Origin of the sequence: Verrucomicrobium sp. BvORR106, assembly GCF_000739655.1 — a bacterium.
Lineage (GTDB): Bacteria > Verrucomicrobiota > Verrucomicrobiia > Verrucomicrobiales > Verrucomicrobiaceae > Verrucomicrobium.
On record NZ_BATR01000114.1, the window covers coordinates 25,907 to 47,542 of the forward strand.

14 protein-coding genes are annotated in these 21,636 nt (G+C 59.7%); 6 read left to right on the forward strand and 8 right to left on the reverse strand.

What is annotated here, in order from left to right; all coding sequences use genetic code 11:
* A complete protein-coding gene (locus tag BV106_RS20630) occupies positions 1 to 822 on the reverse strand; it encodes an FkbM family methyltransferase (RefSeq protein ID WP_038167753.1) in 822 nt (273 codons plus the stop codon).
* A 406-nt stretch (positions 823 to 1,228) separates the two neighbouring features.
* On the opposite strand from BV106_RS20630, the gene BV106_RS20635 reads away from it, so the two are divergent.
* A complete protein-coding gene (locus BV106_RS20635) occupies positions 1,229 to 2,002 on the forward strand; it encodes a GDSL-type esterase/lipase family protein (protein WP_038167754.1) in 774 nt (257 codons plus the stop codon).
* Complete coding sequence (locus BV106_RS20640; RefSeq protein WP_051946115.1) at positions 1,999 to 3,447, forward strand: DUF1501 domain-containing protein; 1,449 nt, start codon at positions 1,999 to 2,001, stop codon at positions 3,445 to 3,447. Before BV106_RS20635 ends, BV106_RS20640 begins: the two co-directional genes overlap by 4 nt.
* A gap of 233 nt (positions 3,448 to 3,680) precedes the next feature.
* On the opposite strand, the gene BV106_RS35955 is transcribed toward BV106_RS20640, so the two are convergent.
* From BV106_RS35955 to BV106_RS20665, 5 genes are all read right to left on the reverse strand, one after another.
* A complete protein-coding gene (locus tag BV106_RS35955) occupies positions 3,681 to 4,148 on the reverse strand; it encodes a hypothetical protein (RefSeq protein ID WP_051946116.1) in 468 nt (155 codons plus the stop codon).
* A gap of 170 nt (positions 4,149 to 4,318) precedes the next feature.
* A complete protein-coding gene (locus tag BV106_RS20650) occupies positions 4,319 to 6,922 on the reverse strand; it encodes a DNA topoisomerase III (protein WP_038167760.1) in 2,604 nt (867 codons plus the stop codon).
* A 180-nt stretch (positions 6,923 to 7,102) separates the two neighbouring features.
* Positions 7,103 to 8,638, reverse strand: coding sequence for an MFS transporter (locus BV106_RS20655; protein WP_038167761.1), 1,536 nt, complete (start codon positions 8,636 to 8,638; stop codon positions 7,103 to 7,105).
* A gap of 131 nt (positions 8,639 to 8,769) precedes the next feature.
* Positions 8,770 to 9,444: a rhomboid family intramembrane serine protease gene (locus BV106_RS35960; protein WP_051946117.1), complete on the reverse strand. Its 675-nt coding sequence runs from the start codon at positions 9,442 to 9,444 to the stop codon at positions 8,770 to 8,772.
* A 140-nt stretch (positions 9,445 to 9,584) separates the two neighbouring features.
* Positions 9,585 to 11,660, reverse strand: coding sequence for a VIT and VWA domain-containing protein (locus BV106_RS20665; RefSeq protein ID WP_051946118.1), 2,076 nt, complete (start codon positions 11,658 to 11,660; stop codon positions 9,585 to 9,587).
* Between the two features lie 245 nt (positions 11,661 to 11,905).
* Here BV106_RS20665 and BV106_RS20670 point away from each other — a divergent pair, with 245 nt between their 5' ends.
* The 4 genes from BV106_RS20670 to BV106_RS20685 all read left to right on the forward strand — a co-directional run bounded on the left by BV106_RS20670 (position 11,906) and on the right by BV106_RS20685 (position 19,235).
* Positions 11,906 to 13,495 carry a sodium:solute symporter gene (locus tag BV106_RS20670; protein ID WP_051946119.1) on the forward strand — a complete coding sequence of 530 codons (1,590 nt, stop codon included), beginning with the start codon at positions 11,906 to 11,908 and terminating at the stop codon, positions 13,493 to 13,495.
* Positions 13,496 to 13,609: 114 nt separating this feature from the next.
* On the forward strand, positions 13,610 to 14,920 hold the full coding sequence (argA, locus tag BV106_RS20675; RefSeq protein WP_038167763.1) for an amino-acid N-acetyltransferase: 1,311 nt from the start codon (positions 13,610 to 13,612) through the stop codon (positions 14,918 to 14,920).
* A 15-nt stretch (positions 14,921 to 14,935) separates the two neighbouring features.
* Positions 14,936 to 17,041: a hypothetical protein gene (locus BV106_RS20680; RefSeq protein ID WP_265595904.1), complete on the forward strand. Its 2,106-nt coding sequence runs from the start codon at positions 14,936 to 14,938 to the stop codon at positions 17,039 to 17,041.
* Positions 17,042 to 17,075: 34 nt separating this feature from the next.
* Positions 17,076 to 19,235, forward strand: a complete 2,160-nt coding sequence (locus tag BV106_RS20685) for a glycosyltransferase family 2 protein (protein WP_063767972.1) — start codon at positions 17,076 to 17,078, stop codon at positions 19,233 to 19,235.
* A 91-nt stretch (positions 19,236 to 19,326) separates the two neighbouring features.
* Here the strand turns inward: BV106_RS20685 and gmd are convergent, their stop codons facing one another.
* Positions 19,327 to 20,334 (reverse strand): GDP-mannose 4,6-dehydratase, encoded by a 1,008-nt coding sequence (gmd, locus tag BV106_RS20690; protein ID WP_038167766.1) that lies wholly within the window; start codon positions 20,332 to 20,334, stop codon positions 19,327 to 19,329.
* A 68-nt stretch (positions 20,335 to 20,402) separates the two neighbouring features.
* On the reverse strand, positions 20,403 to 21,602 hold the full coding sequence (locus BV106_RS20695) for a DegT/DnrJ/EryC1/StrS family aminotransferase (protein WP_038167767.1): 1,200 nt from the start codon (positions 21,600 to 21,602) through the stop codon (positions 20,403 to 20,405).
* Positions 21,603 to 21,636: the final 34 nt, after the last annotated feature.

The window sequence follows — 21,636 nt, forward strand, 5'->3', positions numbered from 1 at the left end:
TCAGCTGGACCCTTGGCGGGCTCCCGCTGGCAAGCTGCTTTCCAAGGACACCAGCGCTGACAGCGGCTGAAGTCCGGCCGCTTGTAGAAGTGCATCGGCCGAGGGGGGCACCGCCAGAGTGTCTCCCCTCAACCGGTAGATCGAATAGTATGGGGCGAGGAAACGCACGGAAGCTTCTGCCTCCTCCTTGGCCAGGTGCTTGTGCTCGAACAAGATCACCCTGGGTCTGAGGACATCCAGATTCAGCTGGCGGAGAATGGAGTAGTCAGCCCCTTCCGTATCGATGTGCAGGATGTCCACATTCAGGATGCTGTGCTTGGTGAGCAACGCCTCCAGAGTCATGCCAGGAAGCAAGGACTCATTGATGAAGGGCTCCACCACAGGCAGGCAGTAGGTGATGTGATGACGATTGAAGGAGCCCAGCTGGTCATACCACGGGGGCAGATCCTTCAACGACTGACGTGCCGCAGGGTCCACCCAGAAGAACTGCGCAGGGCTGCCGTCGTTGATCAACGTGTTCTCAAAGGCAAAGCGTTTGGGATCGTTGTAGTTTCCCTTGAGCCGATCAAAAAGGTACGGGATGGGCTCTACGAAGAGCGCTTTCCAGCGGCGGCGTCTGCGCAGAAGTCGGTGGAGAGGATCGCCGGTCTTGCCGTCATTGGAACCGATCTGGACGATCTGGGCGCTGGCCGGGCTCACGATCTTTCCAATCCAGATCGACGGATCATATTTCCACGTTCCCTTGAGTCTCGAGTTTATCCATCGCGCCATCGCATGCAGGGCGGGTCGGGACTTGATCGCTCGCTTGATATTAATGTGCATTGGAAAGCAATGGGGATGGACTGCTTATACGCCTGATTGCCGAATCTTCAAGCAAGCCTCTTTTGTCTTGAGTGGGTTGTGGCAACCTGTGGCGGTAATTCCTCGTTCCTCAATCTGGAAGTTCTCGCATGCTTGAATCTCGAACCCGCGGCAATCCGTCGTCTGGGAATGTGCTCGACCTCTTTGGCTTTGGTGGGAGGCGTGAGTGGGAAAATTGTTGAAAATGAGAGTAAGGCTGTGCCGCCGGTGCCGAGTGTGTCCGTTCTGACAGAATTGCACTCCGGTCATCTCCATCGAACTTTTTTGCCGCAGGCAGGAAAATTCTTCAGTCGTCTGAACTTTTCGACAGAGGATCGCCACGTTGTAGGAGAGGGACGGACCTGAAAACCCTCCCCCTGTCAGTCTGATGGAAGCACCCTTTGCCATGATGACCCGCGCCAAACGTCGAGAGAGACTCTGCAGTGCCCTTCTGGCCTTGCTGGGGGTGGGGCTACTGGGGATGACAGAGCTCCATGCGGAAGAGAAGCAACCGGAGGCCGGCAAACGGGATGGGGGTGCCGACTGGGGCGCCCTGTTCAAGATGCATTGGCAGAATCGCGTACGGGCCTTCAACGAACAGACTCAGGCGTGGAAAAACGTGGTTTTGCTTGGCGACAGCATCACGGAAGGCTTCGATGTGGCCAAATTTTTCCCCGGGCGCCGGGTCCTCAATCGAGGAATTGGCGCGGATGTGATTGGGAACGCGCTGCCAGCGGATGATCCTCGCGGGGTGCTGCAGCGACTGGAGTGCTCCGTATTCGACTGTAGCGCCACGGATGTCTTTCTCTTGATCGGGATCAACGACCTCAATTCGGGGCGTACGGTCGAGACGATGGAGGTGGGCTATCGCGAGCTTCTTTCGCGGCTCAAAGTGGGGGCTCCCCGGGTAAAAGTGCACGTACAGTCCCTCCTCCCCACGAGGGGTGAGCACGACCGGCAGAATGAGCCGGTTCGGCGAATCAACGCTCTGCTGAAGAAGATGTCGGAAGAGTTTGGGTATGATTTTATCGACCTCCATGCGCTCATGGTGGATGGCCAAGGTCAGTTGAAGGCAGAATTCACTCCGGACGGGCTGCATCTGAATGACACGGCCTACGCGGTGTGGCGGGAACAAATCCTTAAATCCATGCACTGGCCATGATTCGGAGTCTCTCTAGCCGTCTCCCCCCGCAATTCCTCCCACCCGCCGGCTCCACGCGGCGTGAAGTCCTGGCCACCCTCTCGTCTGGCATTGGTTGGCTGGCGTTTGCGGCGCTTGCCCAGGAGGGGCGGGCAGCGTCGGTTCTTGCTGGCCCAAGCGCCCACTTTCCGGCGAGAGCCAAGCGGGTGATCTTTCTGACGATGAGGGGTGGCCCCTCCCATGTGGATCTGTTTGACTACAAGCCGGAGTTGATCCGCCGGAATGGCGAGGTGGTCAGCCAGGGGCGGGATGCCGCAGGTGCTAAGTACTTCGGTCCTGCCCACCCCTTCGCCCAGCATGGGGAGTCTGGGCAGTGGATTGCCTCCACCTACCCGCTGCTGGCCCGTCATGCGGATGATCTGTGCATCGTCAACTCCATGCACACCGATCTGCCCAATCACGCCCAGGCATTCGGTCAGATGCACACGGGCAGTTTTCAGTTCGTGCGTCCATCTCTCGGTGCGTGGACGCTCTATGGGCTGGGCAGTGAGAACTCCAACCTGCCCGGGTTCATCACGCTCAACCCCCCGGCAGACAATGGAGGGGCGCAGAACTATGGCAGTGCCTTTCTTCCGGCGGCCTGCCAGGGAACTCGTCTTGGCAGCAGCCAGCTTCCCGATCTGTATGCCGCCCTTTTGAAGAAGGACGTGGCCCCTGGTCCTCCTCTGAAGAATCTGGTCAACCAGCACCTCAGCCGCCCGGAACTCCGGCGTCAGGTGGACTTTGTCCGGGCTCTCAACCAGCACCGGCTGGGGCAGGCCGTTCACCAACCGGAGATAGAAGGAGCGATTGAATCGTTCGAGCTGGCGTTTCGCATGCAGGCGGAAGTTCCGGACGTGCTGGACCTTCGGGGAGAATCGGAGGCCGTCCGCAAGCTCTACGGGGTGGGGGAACCCAATGACCAGTTTGCCCGGCAGTGCCTCCTGGCCCGGAGGCTGACAGAGGCTGGCGTCCGGTTCGTTGAGATCGCATCCCCAACCGGATGGGATCACCACCACCTCCTCAAAGACGGCCTGGCCAAGGCGTGTGCGGCCACCGACCGGCCCATCGCGGCCCTCCTGACTGACCTGAAGGCCCGTGGTCTGCTCAAGGACACGCTCGTGGTGTGGGCGGGGGAATTTGGGCGCACGCCCTACGCCCAGAGCGGGGACGGGCGGGATCACAATCACCGTGGCTACTCCATCTGGATGGCCGGAGGCGGGGTGAGGGGAGGATTGCGGTATGGAGCCACCGACGAGTTTGGCCATCGGGCTGTAGTTGACCCCATGCACATTCACGACTGGCATGCCACCGTCCTCCATCTGCTGGGGCTGGATCACAAGCGCCTGACCTTCAACTATGGGGGTAGGGACTTTCGACTCACTGGTACCGATGGGGATGTCGCCCTGCCTCTCATCGCATCTTGAGATCTGTTCTCCGGAAGACGGCCGGGTTCAGGAAGCACGCGAAGAGGAAGTTATCATGGTTTTGTAAACAACCGCACCACGGCGGGTGCCACTGGTACCGTTCCGGGTTCTAAGAAAGTGCCGGGAGCTTCGAGGTGAGGTGGACAAAAAAAGGACGGCACCGGGGTGCCGTCCTACCAGGTTCAAGAAACTAGACTTTGGATAATTTCCGCTAAAGCACCTTTGAAGGTGAATTACTTGCGCTTGCCTTTTTTGGCAGGGGCTTTCTTGACCGCCTTTTTCACGGCCTTCTTGGCCACCTTGGCGGCGACTTTTTTGACGGCAGCTTTTTTCACGGGCTTCACCGAGGCTTTCTTGATGGGAGCCTTCGTTACTTTGACCGCCTTTTTAGCCACTTTGACGGCTTTCACCGCCTTTTTCACCACGGGCTTGGCAGCGACCTTCTTAACAGGGGCGGCTACCGTTTTGCCTTTGGCTTTGGCTTCCTTAGCAGCGAGGCGCTTGGCGCTCGCACGCTTTTTGCGCATGTAGTCGCGGGCGTAAACGCGACGGCGCTCTTTTTCATCCTCAGTGGCACGCTCCGCCCACCAGGCGGCTTTCTCCGCGAGGTGCTTCTTGCGGAACTTGGCGTTGGCGCGGTATTCGTTGCGGAACCACGCGGCCTGGGCCTGTCTTTGTTTTTCTGGATCGGCGTAGGGCATGACTAGTATTGGTTTGGTTGCTAGTTCCTAGAACCTGTAAACAAAAACAGGGGATTTGGCAAGAAAAAAATGCAAAACGCCCCTTGACTAAGGGGTGTTAATTCGGCCGGAAGCGAACTTTGGCCCGCTTCCGGCCGCTTGAAACTTACCTAGAGCCCGGTTCGAGGGGACTAGGGTTGCTCCTCTGCCTGGGCGGGCTTTTGCCGTCCAAATTTGGCCCCCGGGGCCTTGGTTGTGGCGGTTTTTGGCTTGGGTTCCCGCGGTGGGAACTCCCAGCCGAGGATGCGTTTGTCCCCGGCCTTGCAGACCAGGAAGGCGCTGAAAGGACGGTTTTTCTTTGAGATCATGCCTTCGATGACGTCCGTCTTACCCTGGGTGAAAAATTTCCGGGCATTATCCTCGCTAATCCTCTTCTTACAGAGTTCCAACGGGAGCTTGGCGTTGCATTTTTTGGGCTCCGTGATGGCGGTGTGGCACACGTAGCCGACCGGCAGGATGTGGATGGTTGCCTTTCTGCCTTGCTTGGCACATACCGGGCATTCGCAGAGGACCGGGGCTTCGTCCCAGTTAATCTCATCGCTCTGACCTTTCTCGAAGACGAAATTGACCTTTCGGTCGTCTTTGATCTCCAGCCCCGCGCTGAACTCTTTTCCGACGCGGCTGCGGAAACCGTCCATCGTGGGGAGAAACCGTTTTTCGATTAGCGTACGTAGTTCTTCATCGGCCAGGCTGCGGCCCGCCACGTTCTTGAAGACGCGCAGCTTGCAGTCGTCAGTCCTGCAGACCACGAACTCCTCAGTGTTCTTGAGTGTCTTGGCACCGCAGAAGGGACAGGTGGCAACGAAGTCTGGAAGGACGCGCTCTTTGGCGGCCTTGGCGTAAGCTTTGCTCTTGTCCACGATGTCTGCCGCCAGCGTGCGGATGTCCCGCATGAAGCTGTTGCGGTCGAGCTGGCGGTGTTCCATGAGCTTGAGCCTGTACTCCCATTGCCCGGTGAGCTCCGGTGAGCAGAGAGTTTCGGCCCCCAGGTCGGAAAGCTGGTCCACGAGGTCGAGGCCCTTGGTCGTCACGATCATCTCGCGACCCTGGCGCTCGACGTACTTGTCCATGATGAGGCCCTCAATGATCGCGGCGCGAGTGGCCGGGGTGCCCAGACCGCGTTCGCTCATGGCTTCGCGCAGTTCATCATCGTCCACCAGCTTGCCCGCACCTTCCATGCTGGAGAGAAGGGTGGCTTCGTTGTAGCGGGGTGGGGGCTTGGTGGATTCTTCACGCAGCTCCACGGTTTTGGCATCGGCCGATTCTTTCGGCTTCACGGGCACGAGGACCCTGCCGCCGCCTTCGCCTTCCTGCTCGTCCACACCCTTTTTGCCATAGACTTCGAGCCAGCCCGCTTCGCGCAGAACCTTGCCGTCGGATTTGAACACGTCCTCGCCAATTCGGGAGAACCGGGTGGTGACATCGAACTCGGCTGCCGGGAAAAACACGGCAAGGAAACGACGCAACACCATGTCGTAAAGCTTCTGCTCCGCCTCGTCCAGACTCTTCGGCGGGGGTTGGCCCGTCGGGATGATGGCAAAGTGATCGCTCACCTTGCTGGTATCGAAGACGCGACGATTTGGGCGTACCCAGTCCTCGTCCAGGATCTTGTCGCAGAAGGGACGCAACTCCACCGGGAAGGCACCAGACTTGCTGGCTGTCAGATCGGAGAATCCTCGAATGGTCGCTTTTACCGTCGGGATGTAGTCATTCGGCAGGTAACGGGAGTCTGTACGAGGATAGGTTAGGGCCTTGTGCTTCTCATACAGGGCTTGGGCCAACTGCAAGGTGCGGCGGGCACTGAAACCAAAGCGGTTGCTCGCCTCGCGCTGTAGGCTCGTCAGGTCATACAAGAGCGGGGCGACCTGGCGGGTGGGTTTGGTGGTTTCCTCCACCGTGGCCTTTTTGCCAGAGCAACGGGCGACAATGGCTTCCGCTGATTCGCGGTCCCACAGGCGCTCTGCCTTCAGATGCTCGTCGGTGTCGTCTTTCTTGAACGTCTCGTCCAGCCAGCGTCCGGCGTATTCTCCGGCCGAGACGCCAAAAAGGGCGTGGACTTCATAATAGGTGCGCGGCTCAAAAGACGTGATCTCGCGCTCGCGCTTGGCCAGAATAGTGAGTGTCGGAGTCTGGACGCGACCGACCGGCGTGAGGCGGAATCCGCCGTGACGTGAATTCAGGGCAGTAAGCGCACGGGTGCTATTGATGCCCACGATCCAGTCGCTCTCGCTCCGGCACTTGGCAGCATTCGCCAGAGGCTGCATGTCCTCGTCGCTGCGGAGCTTGTCGAACGCCTCCAGGATGGCCCCGTTGGTCATGGACTGCATCCACATCCGGCTCACAGGCTTCTTCGTCCCGGTGGCCTCAATGATGTTCCGGAAGATGAGCTCGCCTTCACGCCCGGCGTCGCAGGCGTTGATGATGTCTGTCACATCTTTGCGCTTGATCAGGCGGGTCACGGCCCGGTAGCGGTCGGCCGTCTTGTCGATGGGCTTGAGCTCAAACTTCTCAGGGAGAATCGGGAGAGTGGTGAACCCCCAGCCAATTTTCTTGCCATCCTTCATGGGCATTTCCTGCTCCAGCAGGTGGCCGACTGCGGAGGTGATGACATGCGTTTCGTTTTCGAAAAAGTCGCTCTCCTTCTTGAAAGGAGTCATGCCGGGGGCCTTGGCAAGCGCGCGGGCAAGGTCCGCAGCGACGCTGGGCTTTTCGGCAATGATGAGGGATTTGGACATAGGAACGGGCACAAAGGCATACGAACGGCACGGGTGTCAAGGGAAGAGAGGGATAAGGGCAAAGGGACAAGGGAAAAGCAGGCCATAGGGAAATTCCCCGGCCTGCCCCGGCTAAAGTGGGGTCCGAAACGGACGTGCAAAAGAGCCCTTACCCCTTGATCCTCATCCCTTTTCCATCTGTTATTGCAGCGCTTTCCCCTTGGTCTCAGGGGCGCACCAGATGAGGAGCATGCCCACCAAATAGACGCTGCACAGAACCGTGAAGGCACTGGCGGAGGCTTGGAGCTTGGAGACGCCTTCCCCGCCGAAGACGGCGATCAGGTTGGCCAATTGAAGGCCACCAATCGCGGCGATGATGCGGCCGACGTTGAAGCAGAACCCCTGACCGGTGGCGCGAACTGCCGTGGGGAAGAGCTCTGGCAAATAGAGAGGGAAGAAGCCGTAGAAGGAGGCCGTCAGACCACCCATGAGGAAGGCACTGATGAAGAAGTTGGTATCAATCTGGGTGTTGAACCGGAAGAAGAAGATGCTGGAGGCCATGGCCGTGATACAGCAGATCAAGTAGGTCAGGCGACGGTTCAGGATGTCTGCGAGCACCGGTGTGAGGAGGGCAAACACCGTGGCTCCAAGTGCCGTGCAGATCTGGGTGTATTGCATGGGGTGGGAGTACCCATTGGAGGCGAGCTCGGTGGACCATTTGGGGGCCTGTTGGGCGGCGCCCCAGGTGCCAAGCAGGGCGATGCCCGCGAGGGTGGCACCGATGACGAGGTTGGACCGGACCTTGCGGCGGGTATCCTCAGACATGTTGCCCGCTGCCGTGGAGCGCTGGAGGTAGCGGCGCACGGGCAGGAGGAAGCCCCAGACCACCGCACAGAATCCCACGACAGTAATCACGGTGGCCGTAGGAGTGGCCACACCCATGGGCGACCACGCCCAGATGATGATCATCGCGACGACGGCGCCAAAGAGGACGCCGAGCAGGTCAGGCGTGCTCCAGTGAGACGTAGAACCGGTTTTCTTCTCCTCTTCCCACTTGTCAGACTCCGGCACAAAGAGCCGGATGAAGAAGATAAGCACGGCGGGGAAAGCCCCGCTGATCATCAGGAAGCGCCAGGCCTGATTGTGCAACAGGTAGTCCGAGAGGCTCTGTGAAGCACCCAGTGAAGCAAAGATATCCTGGACTGAGGTGAGGAAATTGTTCATTCCCAAGCTGAGGAAGGCCACCAGCAGGTAACCAATGTTCGCTGCGGCACCAATTGCCCCTGCGACCCAGGCTCGGTTGCCTTTGGTCCAGAGCTCGTTGACCAGGGCCACGCCCAAGGCCCATTCCCCGCCCATACCTAGAGAGGCGATGAAACGCAGGATCGCAACGTGCCAAGCCTCGGTGGCGAAACCGCACAGACCAGTGAAGATGGCATACGTGAAGATCGAGAAGGTCATGGCCTTCACCCGGCCGATGCGGTCGCCGAGCCAGCCGAAGAAGACGCCTCCGGTGGCAGCCCCCACCAGGAAGGTGGCAATGATGACTGTGAACCAGCGGTCCACCCCCTGGCTGATCAGAGCAGCGTCTCCGGTACCTGCCAGCAGGTCCTGAAGTGCAGGTTTGCCGATCAAGGGGAAAAGCCCCATCTCAAAGCCGTCGAAGAGCCAGCCTAAGAAAGCTGCAGTGAGCGCCATGTTGCGGCCGCGGGCGTTGGGAGGGGGAATGGAGGCCATGAGTCGGGAGTCGGAGTGTCAGGGGAGTTGGGTTGATGTGATGAGGCGGGAGATGGGATCGGAAAAACGATGAGAATGGCCGGACGCGGCCAAAAAGGCCAGAGCTAAACGCCGAGAGGTGCAGGGAGCTATCACCGGGGCCATGCAGGAAGATGAAATCTGTTTCGCGAGCCGGGGGCGCACGGTGCTGGCGGGCGTGTTAGAGCCCAGCCCATCGGTAGTCCAGCGAGAAGTCCTGCGACAAATCCCGTTAGATGAGCCGAGGGCACGGGCAGGTAGAGGCCAGGTTCAGCCGGAGCAAACAGCGTGGTGCCGGTAACCAACTCGAACCCGGTTTTCCCGACCAACCCACAAGTGCCCAACGCTGCGAGCAGGCGCGGGAGGGGGGCTTTCGTCCTCCATAGCGCCGCGACGACAAGACCAAAGAGCGCGGAATCGAGACCTGAAAGGCCTCGGTACGAAGTGAACTGGGGCTCCAGCAGCCGGACCTCCAGGGGGATCAGCGCGGCAGCGAGGGCCAAGGCGAGTGGATAACGGGACGGCAGAATCCGAAGGCAGACGAACGAGAGGATGATGAAGGCCACCAAGTCCCAAATGAGGTGCCCCCATGACCAGTGTGTGATGTGACTCGTCAGCCATTGCCAGTGCCCGGGCTGTGGAAGGACTCCCCCGGTGCCCCTTTGCCACTGCCAGGCCTCGGTGGTGGCGGGATACAAGCCCAGCGCGAGCGTGCCCGCGACGATCAGCAAGGCCAGGCCAGCCCCGGGGATGGTGGGCAGTGAGCGTGAAGTTAAAACAGGACGCATCGGTTCCGAGGTTGAGTGAGGCATATGTCGCGAGGCGGGCGATCGTTACAGGGGGCGCGGAGAAAAGTTGCCAGCAGACTGTAGGAAGAGCAGGGGAGGCGGACCATGGTCGCACCTCCCCTGACTGAGATTCCCACGCCCTATTCCTGACGGGCAACGCCCGACACCCGGCGCAGGCTCAGGAGCGCCAGCCCCGAGAAGAGTGCCAACGCCAGCAGTGCCTGTGGGGAGATGGCGCCGCCACCGCCTCCGATCTTGGGAAACCAGCTTCCACCGCTGCTGTTGGTGCTGTTGGTGCTGTTGTCACTGTAGGATCGTTGGGGAGGGGCCACACTCGGGGCGGAGTGGGGCGTCATGGGTTGCGCGGCATCCACCCGATAGTTGGTGGCTGCGGGGGCGGCCTGACGGACGTTGTGTGCGGCTCGCTCCGCACCTGTGCGGGCCTGGTTTTGACGATCAATGCCATGGCGGGCAAAGGCGTCGTCATTGAGCACCACCATGGAGGTCTGGTCCGTGACCAGTTGATATTGCAAGCCCAGGCTCAGGATGGCGTTGTCAGCCTCATGCTGGGGAAGGTTGCCGGTGTTGGCGCGGAGTTCGTATTGTTCGATCTGATCCAGCGCCCAGAGGCGTTCGATCTCGGGATTGTCGAGGTCGGTTTCGGGAAACTTGAAGGTGGTGCGGTACACCTTGTCTTCACCCGTGAGGCGGGCTTTCAGCACCAGTTCTGCATCGCCGCCCTTTTCATACTGACCGAACATGACCAGCTGCTGTCCACGATAAATTTTGCCGGGGATGTTGCCCGTGGTGTTCAGGGTCTTCACGCCATTGATGGTGAACTCCGCGTCGTGAAGGCACTCGTGCAGGACTTTGCCTTTGGCCTGAAGGATTTGCCCCAGGAGGTCATCGTCATTGGAGACACCGGCATAGAAACCGCCGCTGGTCTCGCACACCGTCCGCATCAGCGGCCAGTTGGCGCTGTTGCCCATGAGAAAGCCGAAGATGCGGATGTCGTGTGACTTCACCAGCTGATGAAATGAAGCCGGGTCCAAGATGCCGGTGTTGGTGACGCCATCGGTGACCAGCACTACGCTGGTGGCGCGGTCGGCATCGAGCTTTTGCATGGCCATGGAAAGGCCTTCATACAGGTTCGTGCTGCCGGCGGAGCGCAGGTTCTGAATCTGCTGGAGCGCCCGCTCGACGTTTGTAGGCGTGGCTTCCTGCCAACCCGTCACGTCCGTGGCCCTGTCGGCAAAGGAAATCACGCGGAACCGGTCCTGGCTGGACATCTTGCCAATCACCTGGCTGACGCCCTTGGCCAGCGTGTGCAGTTTGGCGGTCATGCTGCCTGAGGTATCGAGGACAAAAACATAGTCGGCCCCGTGACTGAGCGGCTGGAGGTCCAGCCCTGGGGTCACCACCATCATGAAGGTGCCCGGTCCGCTTTCAGAAGCCCGGAAAGGGATCACTTCCACCCGGCCCGGAAGATTGTCTTCCAGGCGATAGTACACGACCAGGTCTTTCGTCAGCGGATGGTTCTTGCGCTCGACTTGCACCTTGTAGTGACCGTCAGCGATCTTGTTGGTCTTGGCATCGCTATCGAAGCCTGGCAATCTGACACTGGTAATGGGCCAGGCCGATTTGACCTCCACATCGGCGCTGAAGGTGCCATCCAGCTTGGAGTTGGCAGTGCCCCAGAAGCTGGCCGCAGCGGTGTCGTCTGTGCCTCCTTCTTCCAAGGGGTACAAGTACCGGCAGACGCCAGTGTCAATTTCCAGTGGTTGGTAGTACACGAGCCTCAGGCGCGTCTGTTGCTGGGCCCGTACGGGAGTCACCCGGAATTCGTAGGCGCGGAAAGTCTCCTTTTTAGCCATCCCGGCGTCGTTGCCGCTCTTTTTCTCCTCCTCGTAGATGGTCCTGGCGCGGGACTTTTCCACCACCTCGCCATGAATCTCCCGCTCACCGAGGGTCAGGCTGACCTCGGAAAGACTGGAACTCTTCGGCAGGGGGAACCGATACACGGCTTCGAGATCCTGCGGGTTGGGATTGTAGAATGACTGGGTGACCTCTGTGCGGGCAAAGCCGTTATTGAGGGTGACCTGAACGTGGTGATCGACCAGGCGGAGGGGTTCGTTGGGAGACCCATTGGGGGTGAGTACTCCAGCGGACTGCACTGGAGTGGGAGAGGTGAGGGCGAAGGCCAGGGCCGCTACCATGGGAATGGCAGGGACTCGGAACAGGCGTGTGAAACGGCAGAGTGTTTTCATACGCCGCCACCGTCCTGCCCGGGAGTTCGGTTGTTAAATACATAAAAAGGGAACGAGTATTGAGGAAACCGATGGGATGCATCCCCACTAGACCGGCCCGGGAAAAGCCGCTGAAATCTGCGGGGGATCGAAAAAATCCGGTCACTCCCTCACAAGCCTTGTCAATCCAGCCTCCACACGCCATCGTCGCCCCCATGAATTTCACGTGGGACATCCTGGTGCTGCTGCTCTACTTCGCCCTGATTCTGGGGATCGGTCTCGCCCAGAGCCGGAAGAACAAGAGCGTGGAAAGCTATGCACTGGGGGACCGGGAGATGGCCTGGTGGGCGGTGCTGGCTTCGATCATCGCAGCGGAGATCAGTGCGGCGACCTTCCTGGGGGCACCCGAGACGGGCTTCCTGAAGCAGAACTGGAGCTATGCCCAGTTTGCCATCGGCACGGTCTTGGCGCGAATCATCGTCAGCTTCCTGTTCATCCCGGTGTTCTACAAACACAACGTGGTTTCCCTTTATGAGTTTCTGGGGACCCGTTTTGGTCCTTTGACGAGGAAGTTTGCTTCTGTCACGTTCCTGGTGACGCGAGTGCTGGCCATGGGGACCCGGCTGTATGTATCGGCGATCATCATTGTGCTTGCCTATGCGCTCTGGACAGGAGCTCCGGTGGCTGCGGACACCAAGTTCTGGCTCTATACCGGTGCCGTGGTGCTGGTCACGTTGATGACTGCCATCTACACTTCAGTGGGGGGCATTCGGGCCGTGATCTGGACGGACTTCATTCAGGTGGCTGTGCTCCTCGCGGCGTTGGCCTTCACCATCCCGTATCTACTGGGGCGCATTCCTGGTGGGATGGAGGCGGTGGGTCAGGTGATCAAAGATCCGGTGTTCTTCGATTTTGCCAAACCCAAGGACCCCGGTGTATGGCCGTGGATCAAGAATGTGCTCACTACGGAGTACACCATCTGGGCGGCCATCATTGGCAGCACCTTTGTGACCATGGCGACGCATGGCATCGACCAGGATACGGTGCAGCGGATGCTCACCGCCAAGAACCGCCGTCAGAGCGCGTTTGCCACCATTCTGTCTGGCATCGTGGATTTACCAATCGTGTCGGCGTTCATCTTCATCGGGGTGTTGCTCTTTGCCTACTACAAGGCCCACCCTGACTCGGGCATGCCAGCGGAGGGCCGTGAAGTGTTCCCGTATTTCATCATGAAGGAGATGCCTGCAGGCATGCGTGGGTTGGTGACGGCGGGCATCCTGGCCACGGCCATGGGATCGCTCAGCACGGCGCTCAACGCGCTTGCGACCAGCTTTTCGCGAGACTTCATCCTCCCTCGTCTGCCCGCCGATGCGCCAGAGTCCCAGCGCATCTCGGTGATGCGGTGGAGCACAGTTCTATTCGCGGTGCTCATCATCATCGTGGGTGTGGGCACGGCTTACTATATGGCCCACCATCCCAAGGCAGCGATCATTCCACTCGTGTTGGGGATTCTGGGATTCACCTTCGGCTCGCTGTTGGGTATTTTCCTCGTTGCCGTGCTGACCAAGAGCCGGGGACGGGACGAGACTAACCTCCTGGCCATGAGCTGTGGCATCCTGGCGGTGCTGTTCCTGAGCAACCCCTTCGGGATTCAGCAAATCTTGCGCATTCCGGAACCCTTTGTCTTGTCCTTCCCATGGCGCATCACTTTGGGCACCTTGGTGACGGTGATTGTGGCCTGCCTTTTCAAGACCCCGTTGTCCAGGCGAATCGAGATGATGAACGCGAAGACGGTGGCTGAATAGGCCTGTAATGAGTCGGGAATGTCACTCCCACCACCCGCAACCTTTAATGCCCGGGGCTTGTGTCCCGGCAATTCCATGTGAATGTTGATCGCTCCCTTCCGGGGAAGCCGAGAAATGAGCAAATTCGAAGACCTGAGAGGTATTCTCCAATACGTTCCCCAGTTCCGGGAGCGGATTTTTGTGATCGCGCTGGATGGCGCGGTGATGCGCCTGCCGAACTTTACCAGCTTGTTGCAGGACATTGCCGTCTTGCAATCGCTGAATATTCAGGTGGTCATTTCCTTTGGTTCCCGTCTTCAGATCCGGGAGCTGTCCCAGACGAGAGGCATAACGCTTTCCAGCGACGACGGGATTGGTCGGACGGATACGGCCACCCTGGAGGTGAGCGCAGACGCCATCTCCCGGCTCACGAGTGAGCTGGTGGCGGACCTTACGGCTCTGGAGCTCCGTGTCGCCGTGCCGAATGCCCTTGCCGTGCACCCCGCGGGTGTGATTGACGGGGTGGACCTGGAGCACACGGGACGGATCGAGCGGGTGGATGCGCGGATGCTGATCGGTATGCTCAAGGAGGGGATCATTCCGGTGTTGCCCCCGTTTGGCTACGATGGTCGCGGCACCACCCTGCGGCTGAACTCCGATGCGGTAGCCGTGGAGACGGCGCTCGCGTTGGATGCTGCCAAAGTGATCTTTGTGGCTGAGGAAGGTCTGGTGAACAGTGATGGCCAGCGCTTGGCTCAGCTGCCTATCAAGCTTGCCCGGGAGATCGCCAAGCGCCGGGATCCGCACATGGACCCCAGTCTGGTCTCAAAACTGCGGTATGCCGCGCTCGCCTGTGGCGAAGGGGTGGCCCGCGTCCATATCATTGATGGTCGCCAGGATGAAGTGTTGCTGGCTGAACTGTTCAGCAACGAAGGCGTGGGCACCATGATCCATGCGGACGAGTATCAGCAGATCCGGCGGGCCCGTGTGAGTGACATCCCCTCCATCATGTCGATGATGCGTCAGTCAGTGGAAGATGCGGCCCTGGCTCCACGGTCCCGTGAGCAGGTGCAGAAGCGCATCAATGACTTCTTCGTCTTTGAACTGGATGGCAATCTCGTTGGCACCGTGGCGGTGCACATGTACGAGACTGATGAAAAAGAGAAGGCGGCGGAACTCGCCTGCCTGTTCGTCAGCCGGGCGCACAAGAACAAGGGGCACGGGCGCAAACTCGTGGCCTTTGCGGAAGACATAGCTCGGCAGCGCGGGGCGGTTTGGATTTTCGCCCTCAGCACCCAGGCCTCCCGCTTCTTTGAGGAGAAGATGGGGTACCGAGATGTCGGCCCCGGCATTCTCCCCCGTGACCGGCGGGATCAGTATGACCGCAGTGGGCGCAACTCGAAGGTGCTGAAGAAAGAGACGTTCGGGAAGCCGGGTGGAGCGTGAGTCGCTGTAGAATCCATGGCGCGTCCTGCGCGTCATGGGGTGGGGCTGTTCCTGCAGGAACGGCCCGGGGGATATTTCCGCTCCGGCAATGAAGTTGGTTGCCTGGATGGGGATGCTGCGGATGATGGCCCGGCTCCGGCTTGTCCCGTCTGCCCATCCATGAAATATCGCTTCTGGGAGTTCGCTTCAAATGGCACACGTGCGATCGTGGGGAGCCTTGCCAGGTACCGGGAAGTCGGATTGCTGAGCATCGCCTTGTTTCTCATCGTCTTTGGCGTGCGGCTCGTGTGGATCAACGACATGGCCTCCCCGGCTCCTTTTTGGGACCAGTGGGATGCTGAGGCAGGCAAGCTGTATCCACCGTGGGTGGAAGGGCACTTCGACTGGCGCACGCTGTTTGATCGCCATAACGAGCACCGGATTGTCCTGCCGCGGCTGATCTTCCTCGCGCTGCTGGATGCGCATGGCCTCTGGGATCCCATCCTTCAGATGGTGGTGTCTGCCGCGCTCCACGGAGCGTTTGCCGTGCTCCTGTTTGCACTGTTGTGTCAGATCACGGGCGGCGCCGTGCGGCTCTGTCTGGTGGTGGTCTTGATCTTGGGCGCGTTACCCATCGACTACGAAAACCTGCTTTGCGGGTTTCAGAACTCCTTTCAATTGATGGGGCTGTTTGGACTGGCGGCTCTGTGGGTCATGGCTGGAGCGGTTCGGCCTGTCTCGTCGCGCTGGTGGTTGGGGTGGCTGCCGCTGCTCATGGGGGTGGGCGCGATGGCGGGTGGATTCTTTCCGGCGTTGGCGGTTGCCGGAGCGTTGATTTTTGAGGCAATGTCGGTCCCGCGGGCTCGGGCCAAGGCGCAAGTCTGGGGTGTGGGGTTGCTCATGGTCTTCGCGTTCGCGGCGTTGGCTCTCCACCTCCCTGAGACGACACAGGGGGCGCCCCAGCATCATCCTACTTCGTGGGAGCGTTTGCGCGGTTGGTTTGTGTTCATGTCCTGGCCCGCTGGCGGCCGAGGCTGGGGTTGGTTGCTGGTGCAGCTACCTTCTCTGGTGGGTCTCGTCGCAGTTTTTAGGAGGCGCTTGGGGGTGGATTCCAGGGTGCGAATCACCATGGCGCTGACCTTCTGGGTGGCAGTGCACGGTCTGGCTATCGCCTATGCCAGATCCGAGGCTGTAATTACCAGTCGCTATTTCCCCATCAACCTGTGCGGCCTGGCGGCAAATTTTGCCTGGGCGGTGCTTCTGGTGCAGGCGGTCGCAGCAAAAGCCGAGTCGAAACCGGCCAAGGGGGTGGTGATGAGTCGCGGGGCTTTGATCGCCTGGAGTGTGTTGATCCTGGGGGCAGTGCTGGCGGACTTCCTCATCGTGCAGGTGCCTGCGGCGAAGAACCTCGCCTGGCTGAAGAATCAGCACACGGTGAGCATTCGGCGCTACCTTAGCTCAGGTGACGACAGGGGGCTGTACCAATCGAAGGAAAACCCGTTGCCTCCTTTGAGCAACGGGGATCGCCTGAAAAAGTTCCTGGAATCAAAGACGGTGTTGAGCCTCCTTCCCGCGGACGTCAAGGCGCTCCCGGCATCTCGAGTCGTGGCAGGCGATGAGAAAGCGTTTGTCCGGAATGGCGGGCTCGATGCGAAGACCAATCCGGCTCCGCATCCCTCCTATTGGGGGAGTTACCTGCCATCAGCCGGCAATGCTGCCACTGGGGAGATGACGCTCGAGTTCACAGGCAATCCCGCGACACAGTGGGTGGAGATCTGGATGGCAGGAGCACCGTCTCCCAAAGGGTCCTCACTGGAGATTCAGGATGTGGCAGGACGCCGGAAGATCCGCTTGGTGCCTGAGGAACGTCCTGGAGACCAGTGGAAGCGTTTTCTGGTGCAGATCCCGTATCGGCCTTACCGCATCAAGGTAGCAGATCGTTTCTCGGACCGATGGTTTGCTTTCACCGAACCCAAGGAGGTAGGGCATCTGGAGCGGGAGAAACAATGGTTGCTACGGAATGGCATAAGCTTGGTCCTGGTGGGGGCGGCAATTCTCCTTATCGTTGCGTTTATCGATGGGGCGTTGTCCTTGGGAGTTCGTTCTGAAACCGCTGGACTCGCCGAGGGGGGAAGCGAATAATCGGCGATTCCTTTGATCTGTAGAGAGCGACCAAATGCCTGAATCTCCAGTTGTGCTGCATGCCATCGAATTCCCTGTGGAGCGGAAGCTTCACAGTCGTAAGTTGACGATTCACGGCTGGTGTTTCGATATCTCAGGCGAACATCTTAAGGGAGTGCGTGCCAAGGTTGGGGGGCAGACTTTCACGGCCCGTCGCAAGAGGCCCCGGCCCTATCTGGGCTACCGGTACCCGAATCACACTGAGGCTGCCCTGAGCGGGTTCCTGATCGAAGTGGACCTGCCTCGCGGTCGCAGTGTCATCCGGGTGGAGTGCAAGCGGGCCGACGGGAAGTGGGTTTTGGTCGAGGAGCTTCCGGTCTCTGCGCCGTGGATCGCGTGGCCTTGGAAAAAAAAGGATCCTGGGCATGATTACGCCACTTGGGTGCAGCATTACGACACGATTCATCCGGAGGACTTGGCCAAGCTGAAGCGAGAAGGCGACGCACTTGTCAATGGCCCCGTGATCTCCGTCTTGCTGCCGGTCTACAACACGCCGATCCGCTGGCTAAAACGGGTGATCGAGACGGTGCTGGACCAGGCCTATCCCAAGTGGGAACTCTGCATCGCGGATGATGCTTCACCAGATCCCCAAGTGCGGAAGGTGATCGAGAGTTATGCGGCCAGCGATCCGCGGATCAAGGTCGTCTTCAGGCCGGCCAACGGGCACATCGTGGCGGCGACTAACAGCGCTTTGGAGCTGGCCTCCGGCCCCTATGTGGCACTTCTGGATCATGACGATGAACTGCGACCTCATGCCCTTTTGGAAATGGCGCGTGAGATCATCGCGAGGCCGGACGCCGTCCTGATCTACTCTGATGAGGATCATGTGGACGAAGTAGGGGTTCGCTATGACCCCTACTTCAAACCAGACTTCAACTACGACCTTCTGCTCGCCCAAAACTGCATCTGTCACCTGGGCGTGTATCGCACAGAGGTGGTACGGGACATGGGTGGCTTCCGCGCTGGCACCGAAGGGGCCCAGGATTGGGATCTTGCGCTGCGCATCTACGAGGCGGTGGGCCCGAACCGCATCCATCACATCCCCAAGATTCTCTATCACTGGCGTAGCATCGAGGGGAGTACCGCTCGCGGGGTGTCTCAGAAATCCTATGCATCCAGCGCCGGCCAGCGCGTGGTGGAGGATCACCTGGCGCGGACCTGTCAGTCAGTGGTGGCGGTGGAGGAGCTGAATCCGGGGCAGTTGCGGGTGCGTCGAAACCTGTCCGAGCCCCCGCCCGTGGCCATCATCATCCCAACGCGAAACTTCCGGCACTTGCTGGAGGTTGCGGTGGAATCCGTGCTGGCCCGCACGGACTATCCTCATTTCAGGCTGGTCATTGTGGACAACGACTCGAACGAGGAGTCAACACTGGACTATCTGGCAAGTCTGCAAGCCCAGGGCAAGGCGGAGGTGATCCGAGTTCCGGGTCCCTTTAACTACTCGCTGCTGAACAACCGCGCGGTCGCAGCCTGTTCAGAGCAGGTAATTTGTCTGCTTAACAACGACATTGAAATCCACGAGCGTGACTGGTTGCGGGAAATGGTGAGCCAGGCGGTGCGGCCAGACGTGGGGGCGGTGGGTACCAAGCTGTACTATCCGGATGGCCGCATTCAGCATGCTGGCGTGATCCTTGGGATGGGTGGTGCGGCCGGGCATTGGTTGAAAGGATGTGAGAGCTCGAACCGCTCCCATGGCGGTCGGCTTCATCTCTGCCAAAACTTCTCCGCCGTCACCGCAGCCTGTCTGGTGGTGGAGCGCCGGAAGTACCTGGAAGTGGGCGGATTGGACGAAGGGGACTTTAAGGTGGCCTTCAACGACATCGATTTCTGTCTGAAGCTGGATCATGCTGGTTACCGCAACGTGTACACCCCGTTCGCAGAGATGAGTCACCATGAGTCGGCCTCGCGAGGGGCAGAGGAGAGGACGGTCCTCGGGAAGGAGCGTGCGACGCGGGAAACCCTGCTGCTCCGCCGGAAGTGGCAGTCCTATTGCGAAGCGGATCCCGCATACAATGTGAACCTGTCCATGCTGCATGAGGACGGTTCACTGAGCTTCCCGCCGAGGGTTGGCGAGTGGCTGGCCCGTCGGCAGAGAGGATATTCTCCATCCTCCGCATCGCTGCCTGCGCCAGTGGCCTCTGAAGTGAATGTCTGAGCTATGGCTTGAACGAAAAGCAAAAGAGCCGGCCCATCTGGACCGGCTCTGTGACGAAAAGGGAGAATCTGGGTTGCCTCGGTTCCCAGCCTTAAACTTGCAAGGCTCTCTTTTCGGCCTGGGCAAGTTTCAAGTCAGCTTCAACCATGATCTGGACGAGCTCCTTGAAGCGGACTTTGGGCTCCCACCCCAACTGGCGCTTGGCCTTGGAGGGATCGCCGATGAGCAGTTCGACTTCAGCGGGGCGCTCATAGCGCTGGTCATGCTTCACATGCTGTTTCCAGTCCAGGTCGAGGCAGGAGAAGGTTTCTTCCACGAACTCCCGGACACTGTGGGTTTCATTCGTGGCCACCACGTAGTCATCGGGATTGTCCTGCTGGAGCATCACCCACATCATCTCCACGTAGTCCTTGGCGTAGCCCCAGTCACGTTTGGCATCGAGGTTACCGAGAAACAACTTGTCCTGCAGGCCCAGCTTGATGCGGGTGGCGGCGCGGGTGATCTTGCGGGTGACGAAGGTCTCGCCCCGGCGGGGTGATTCGTGGTTGAAGAGGATGCCGTTGCTGGCGTGCAGGTTGTAGCTTTCGCGGTAGTTCACCGTCAGCCAGTAGGAGTAAACCTTTGCGCAAGCATACGGTGACCTTGGCCAGAAGGGGGTCGTTTCCGTCTGGGGAATCTCCTGCACTTTGCCGAACATCTCAGAGGAGGAGGCCTGGTAAAACCGGACCTTTTCCACCAATCCGGTCTCACGGATGGCTTCAAGGATGCGGAGGGTGCCGAGCCCGTCAATGTCCCCGGTGCTTTCCGGAATGTCGAAGGACACCCGGACGTGGCTCTGTGCGCCCAGATTGTAGATCTCATCGGGTTTCAGGTCATAAAGCAGCTTCACCAGGGCCACGGAATCCGTCAGGTCCCCATAGTGGAGGAAGAGGCGGGTGTTGTCATAGTGGGGGTCCGTGTAGAGATGATCGATCCGGCTGGTGTTGAAGGTCGAGGCACGACGAATGATGCCATGTACTTCATATCCCTTGGCAAGCAGCAGTTCCGCGAGGTAAGAGCCGTCCTGCCCGGTGATGCCGGTGATGAGTGCTTTTTTCATGAAATCGACTTTGTGGGATCAAACCGTGGAGCAGGCCGCGGGATCGGGCAATACCTTTCTCTGGAACATCATGCAGCAGACTGTGTGGTCAGGAAGTCGGCAATGGCGGCGACGACTTCCTCTTTTTGCCCCCCACTAAGTTCAGGGTAGATCGGGATGCTCAGGACCTCTCCCGCGAGCTGGTGGGACACATCACAACCAACCTTGGAGGTGGCGGGCAGGTCTGCAAAACAGGCCTGCTGATCCATGGTGAGCGGGTAGTAGATCTCACACCCGATCTGTCGGGCAGTCAGGTGATCACGCAGGGCGTCGCGTTGTCCCGCGCCAATCACTCGAAGGGTGTATTGGTTCCAGATGTGATCATGCCCTGGCAGCGCCTGGGGCAACGTGATGCGGGCCTCAGGCAGCGCGGTGGGGGATGAGTTGATACAGGCGCAGGCACTCGCGGGAGCGACCGTGACTCCCGGCAGGGTGCTCAGGCGTTCCGTGTAGAAGGCGGCATTCTTCTGGCGGTTGGAGGTGTAACCCGCGTAGTGAGGGACTTTGACGCGCAGGAACGCCGCCTGGAGGGCATCGAGACGGAAATTGCCACCGATGTGGGAGTGGTAGTACTTCGGGCTCATCCCGTGATTGCGCAGGGAGATGGCCTTCTTGGCCAGCTCATCATCCTCAGTGACCAGCAGGCCACCGTCGCCGAGACCTCCCAGGTTCTTACTGGGGAAGAAGCTGTAGCAACCGAAGTCGCCAATGGTGCCCACGCTGCGACCACGGTAGCCGGCGCCAATGGCTTGGGCGGCATCTTCAATGACCCTGAGGCCGTGCTCTTTAGCCAGCTCCTGGACGCCATTCATGTTGGCGCTCTGACCGAAGAGATGCACGGGCACGATGGCCTTGGTGCGTGGGGTGATCTTCTTTCGTGCGTCCCGGAGGTCCAGGTTGAAGCATGCCGGACAGGCATCCACAAACACCGGGGTGGCTCCAGCACGGGCTACGCAACCGGCCGTGGCAAAGAACGTGAAAGCCGGGCAGAGCACTTCATCGCCAGGACCGATGTCCAGCGCCATGAGTGCCAGCAAAATGGCGTCCGTTCCGGAGGAAATACCGAGGGCGTGCTTGGCCTTCACGAGGCTGGCGATCTCTTGTTCGAATGCGGTCACTTCCTGGCCCATGATGAAGTGGCCGGTGCGGAAGACCCGTTGGAAGGCGCTGTTGAATTCGGACTCGAGAGGGTGGTTCTGGGCGTTGACGTCGAGAAGAGGGACTGCCATTCGAAGAGAGGGTGTCGAGGGTGCGGGAAATAAC

What these genes read in the sequence shown, in the direction of transcription:
- BV106_RS20630 (WP_038167753.1), bottom strand. Translation starts at nt 822, where the DNA reads ATGCACATTAATATCAAGCGAGCGATCAAGTCCCGACCCGCCCTGCAT.
- BV106_RS20635 (WP_038167754.1), top strand. Translation starts at nt 1,229, where the DNA reads ATGGAAGCACCCTTTGCCATGATGACCCGCGCCAAACGTCGAGAGAGA.
- BV106_RS20640 (WP_051946115.1), top strand. Translation starts at nt 1,999, where the DNA reads ATGATTCGGAGTCTCTCTAGCCGTCTCCCCCCGCAATTCCTCCCACCC.
- BV106_RS35955 (WP_051946116.1), bottom strand. Translation starts at nt 4,148, where the DNA reads ATGCCCTACGCCGATCCAGAAAAACAAAGACAGGCCCAGGCCGCGTGG.
- BV106_RS20650 (WP_038167760.1), bottom strand. Translation starts at nt 6,922, where the DNA reads ATGTCCAAATCCCTCATCATTGCCGAAAAGCCCAGCGTCGCTGCGGAC.
- BV106_RS20655 (WP_038167761.1), bottom strand. Translation starts at nt 8,638, where the DNA reads ATGGCCTCCATTCCCCCTCCCAACGCCCGCGGCCGCAACATGGCGCTC.
- BV106_RS35960 (WP_051946117.1), bottom strand. Translation starts at nt 9,444, where the DNA reads ATGCGTCCTGTTTTAACTTCACGCTCACTGCCCACCATCCCCGGGGCT.
- BV106_RS20665 (WP_051946118.1), bottom strand. Translation starts at nt 11,660, where the DNA reads ATGGTAGCGGCCCTGGCCTTCGCCCTCACCTCTCCCACTCCAGTGCAG.
- BV106_RS20670 (WP_051946119.1), top strand. Translation starts at nt 11,906, where the DNA reads ATGAATTTCACGTGGGACATCCTGGTGCTGCTGCTCTACTTCGCCCTG.
- argA (WP_038167763.1), top strand. Translation starts at nt 13,610, where the DNA reads ATGAGCAAATTCGAAGACCTGAGAGGTATTCTCCAATACGTTCCCCAG.
- BV106_RS20680 (WP_265595904.1), top strand. Translation starts at nt 14,936, where the DNA reads ATGGCGCGTCCTGCGCGTCATGGGGTGGGGCTGTTCCTGCAGGAACGG.
- BV106_RS20685 (WP_063767972.1), top strand. Translation starts at nt 17,076, where the DNA reads ATGCCTGAATCTCCAGTTGTGCTGCATGCCATCGAATTCCCTGTGGAG.
- gmd (WP_038167766.1), bottom strand. Translation starts at nt 20,334, where the DNA reads ATGAAAAAAGCACTCATCACCGGCATCACCGGGCAGGACGGCTCTTAC.
- BV106_RS20695 (WP_038167767.1), bottom strand. Translation starts at nt 21,602, where the DNA reads ATGGCAGTCCCTCTTCTCGACGTCAACGCCCAGAACCACCCTCTCGAG.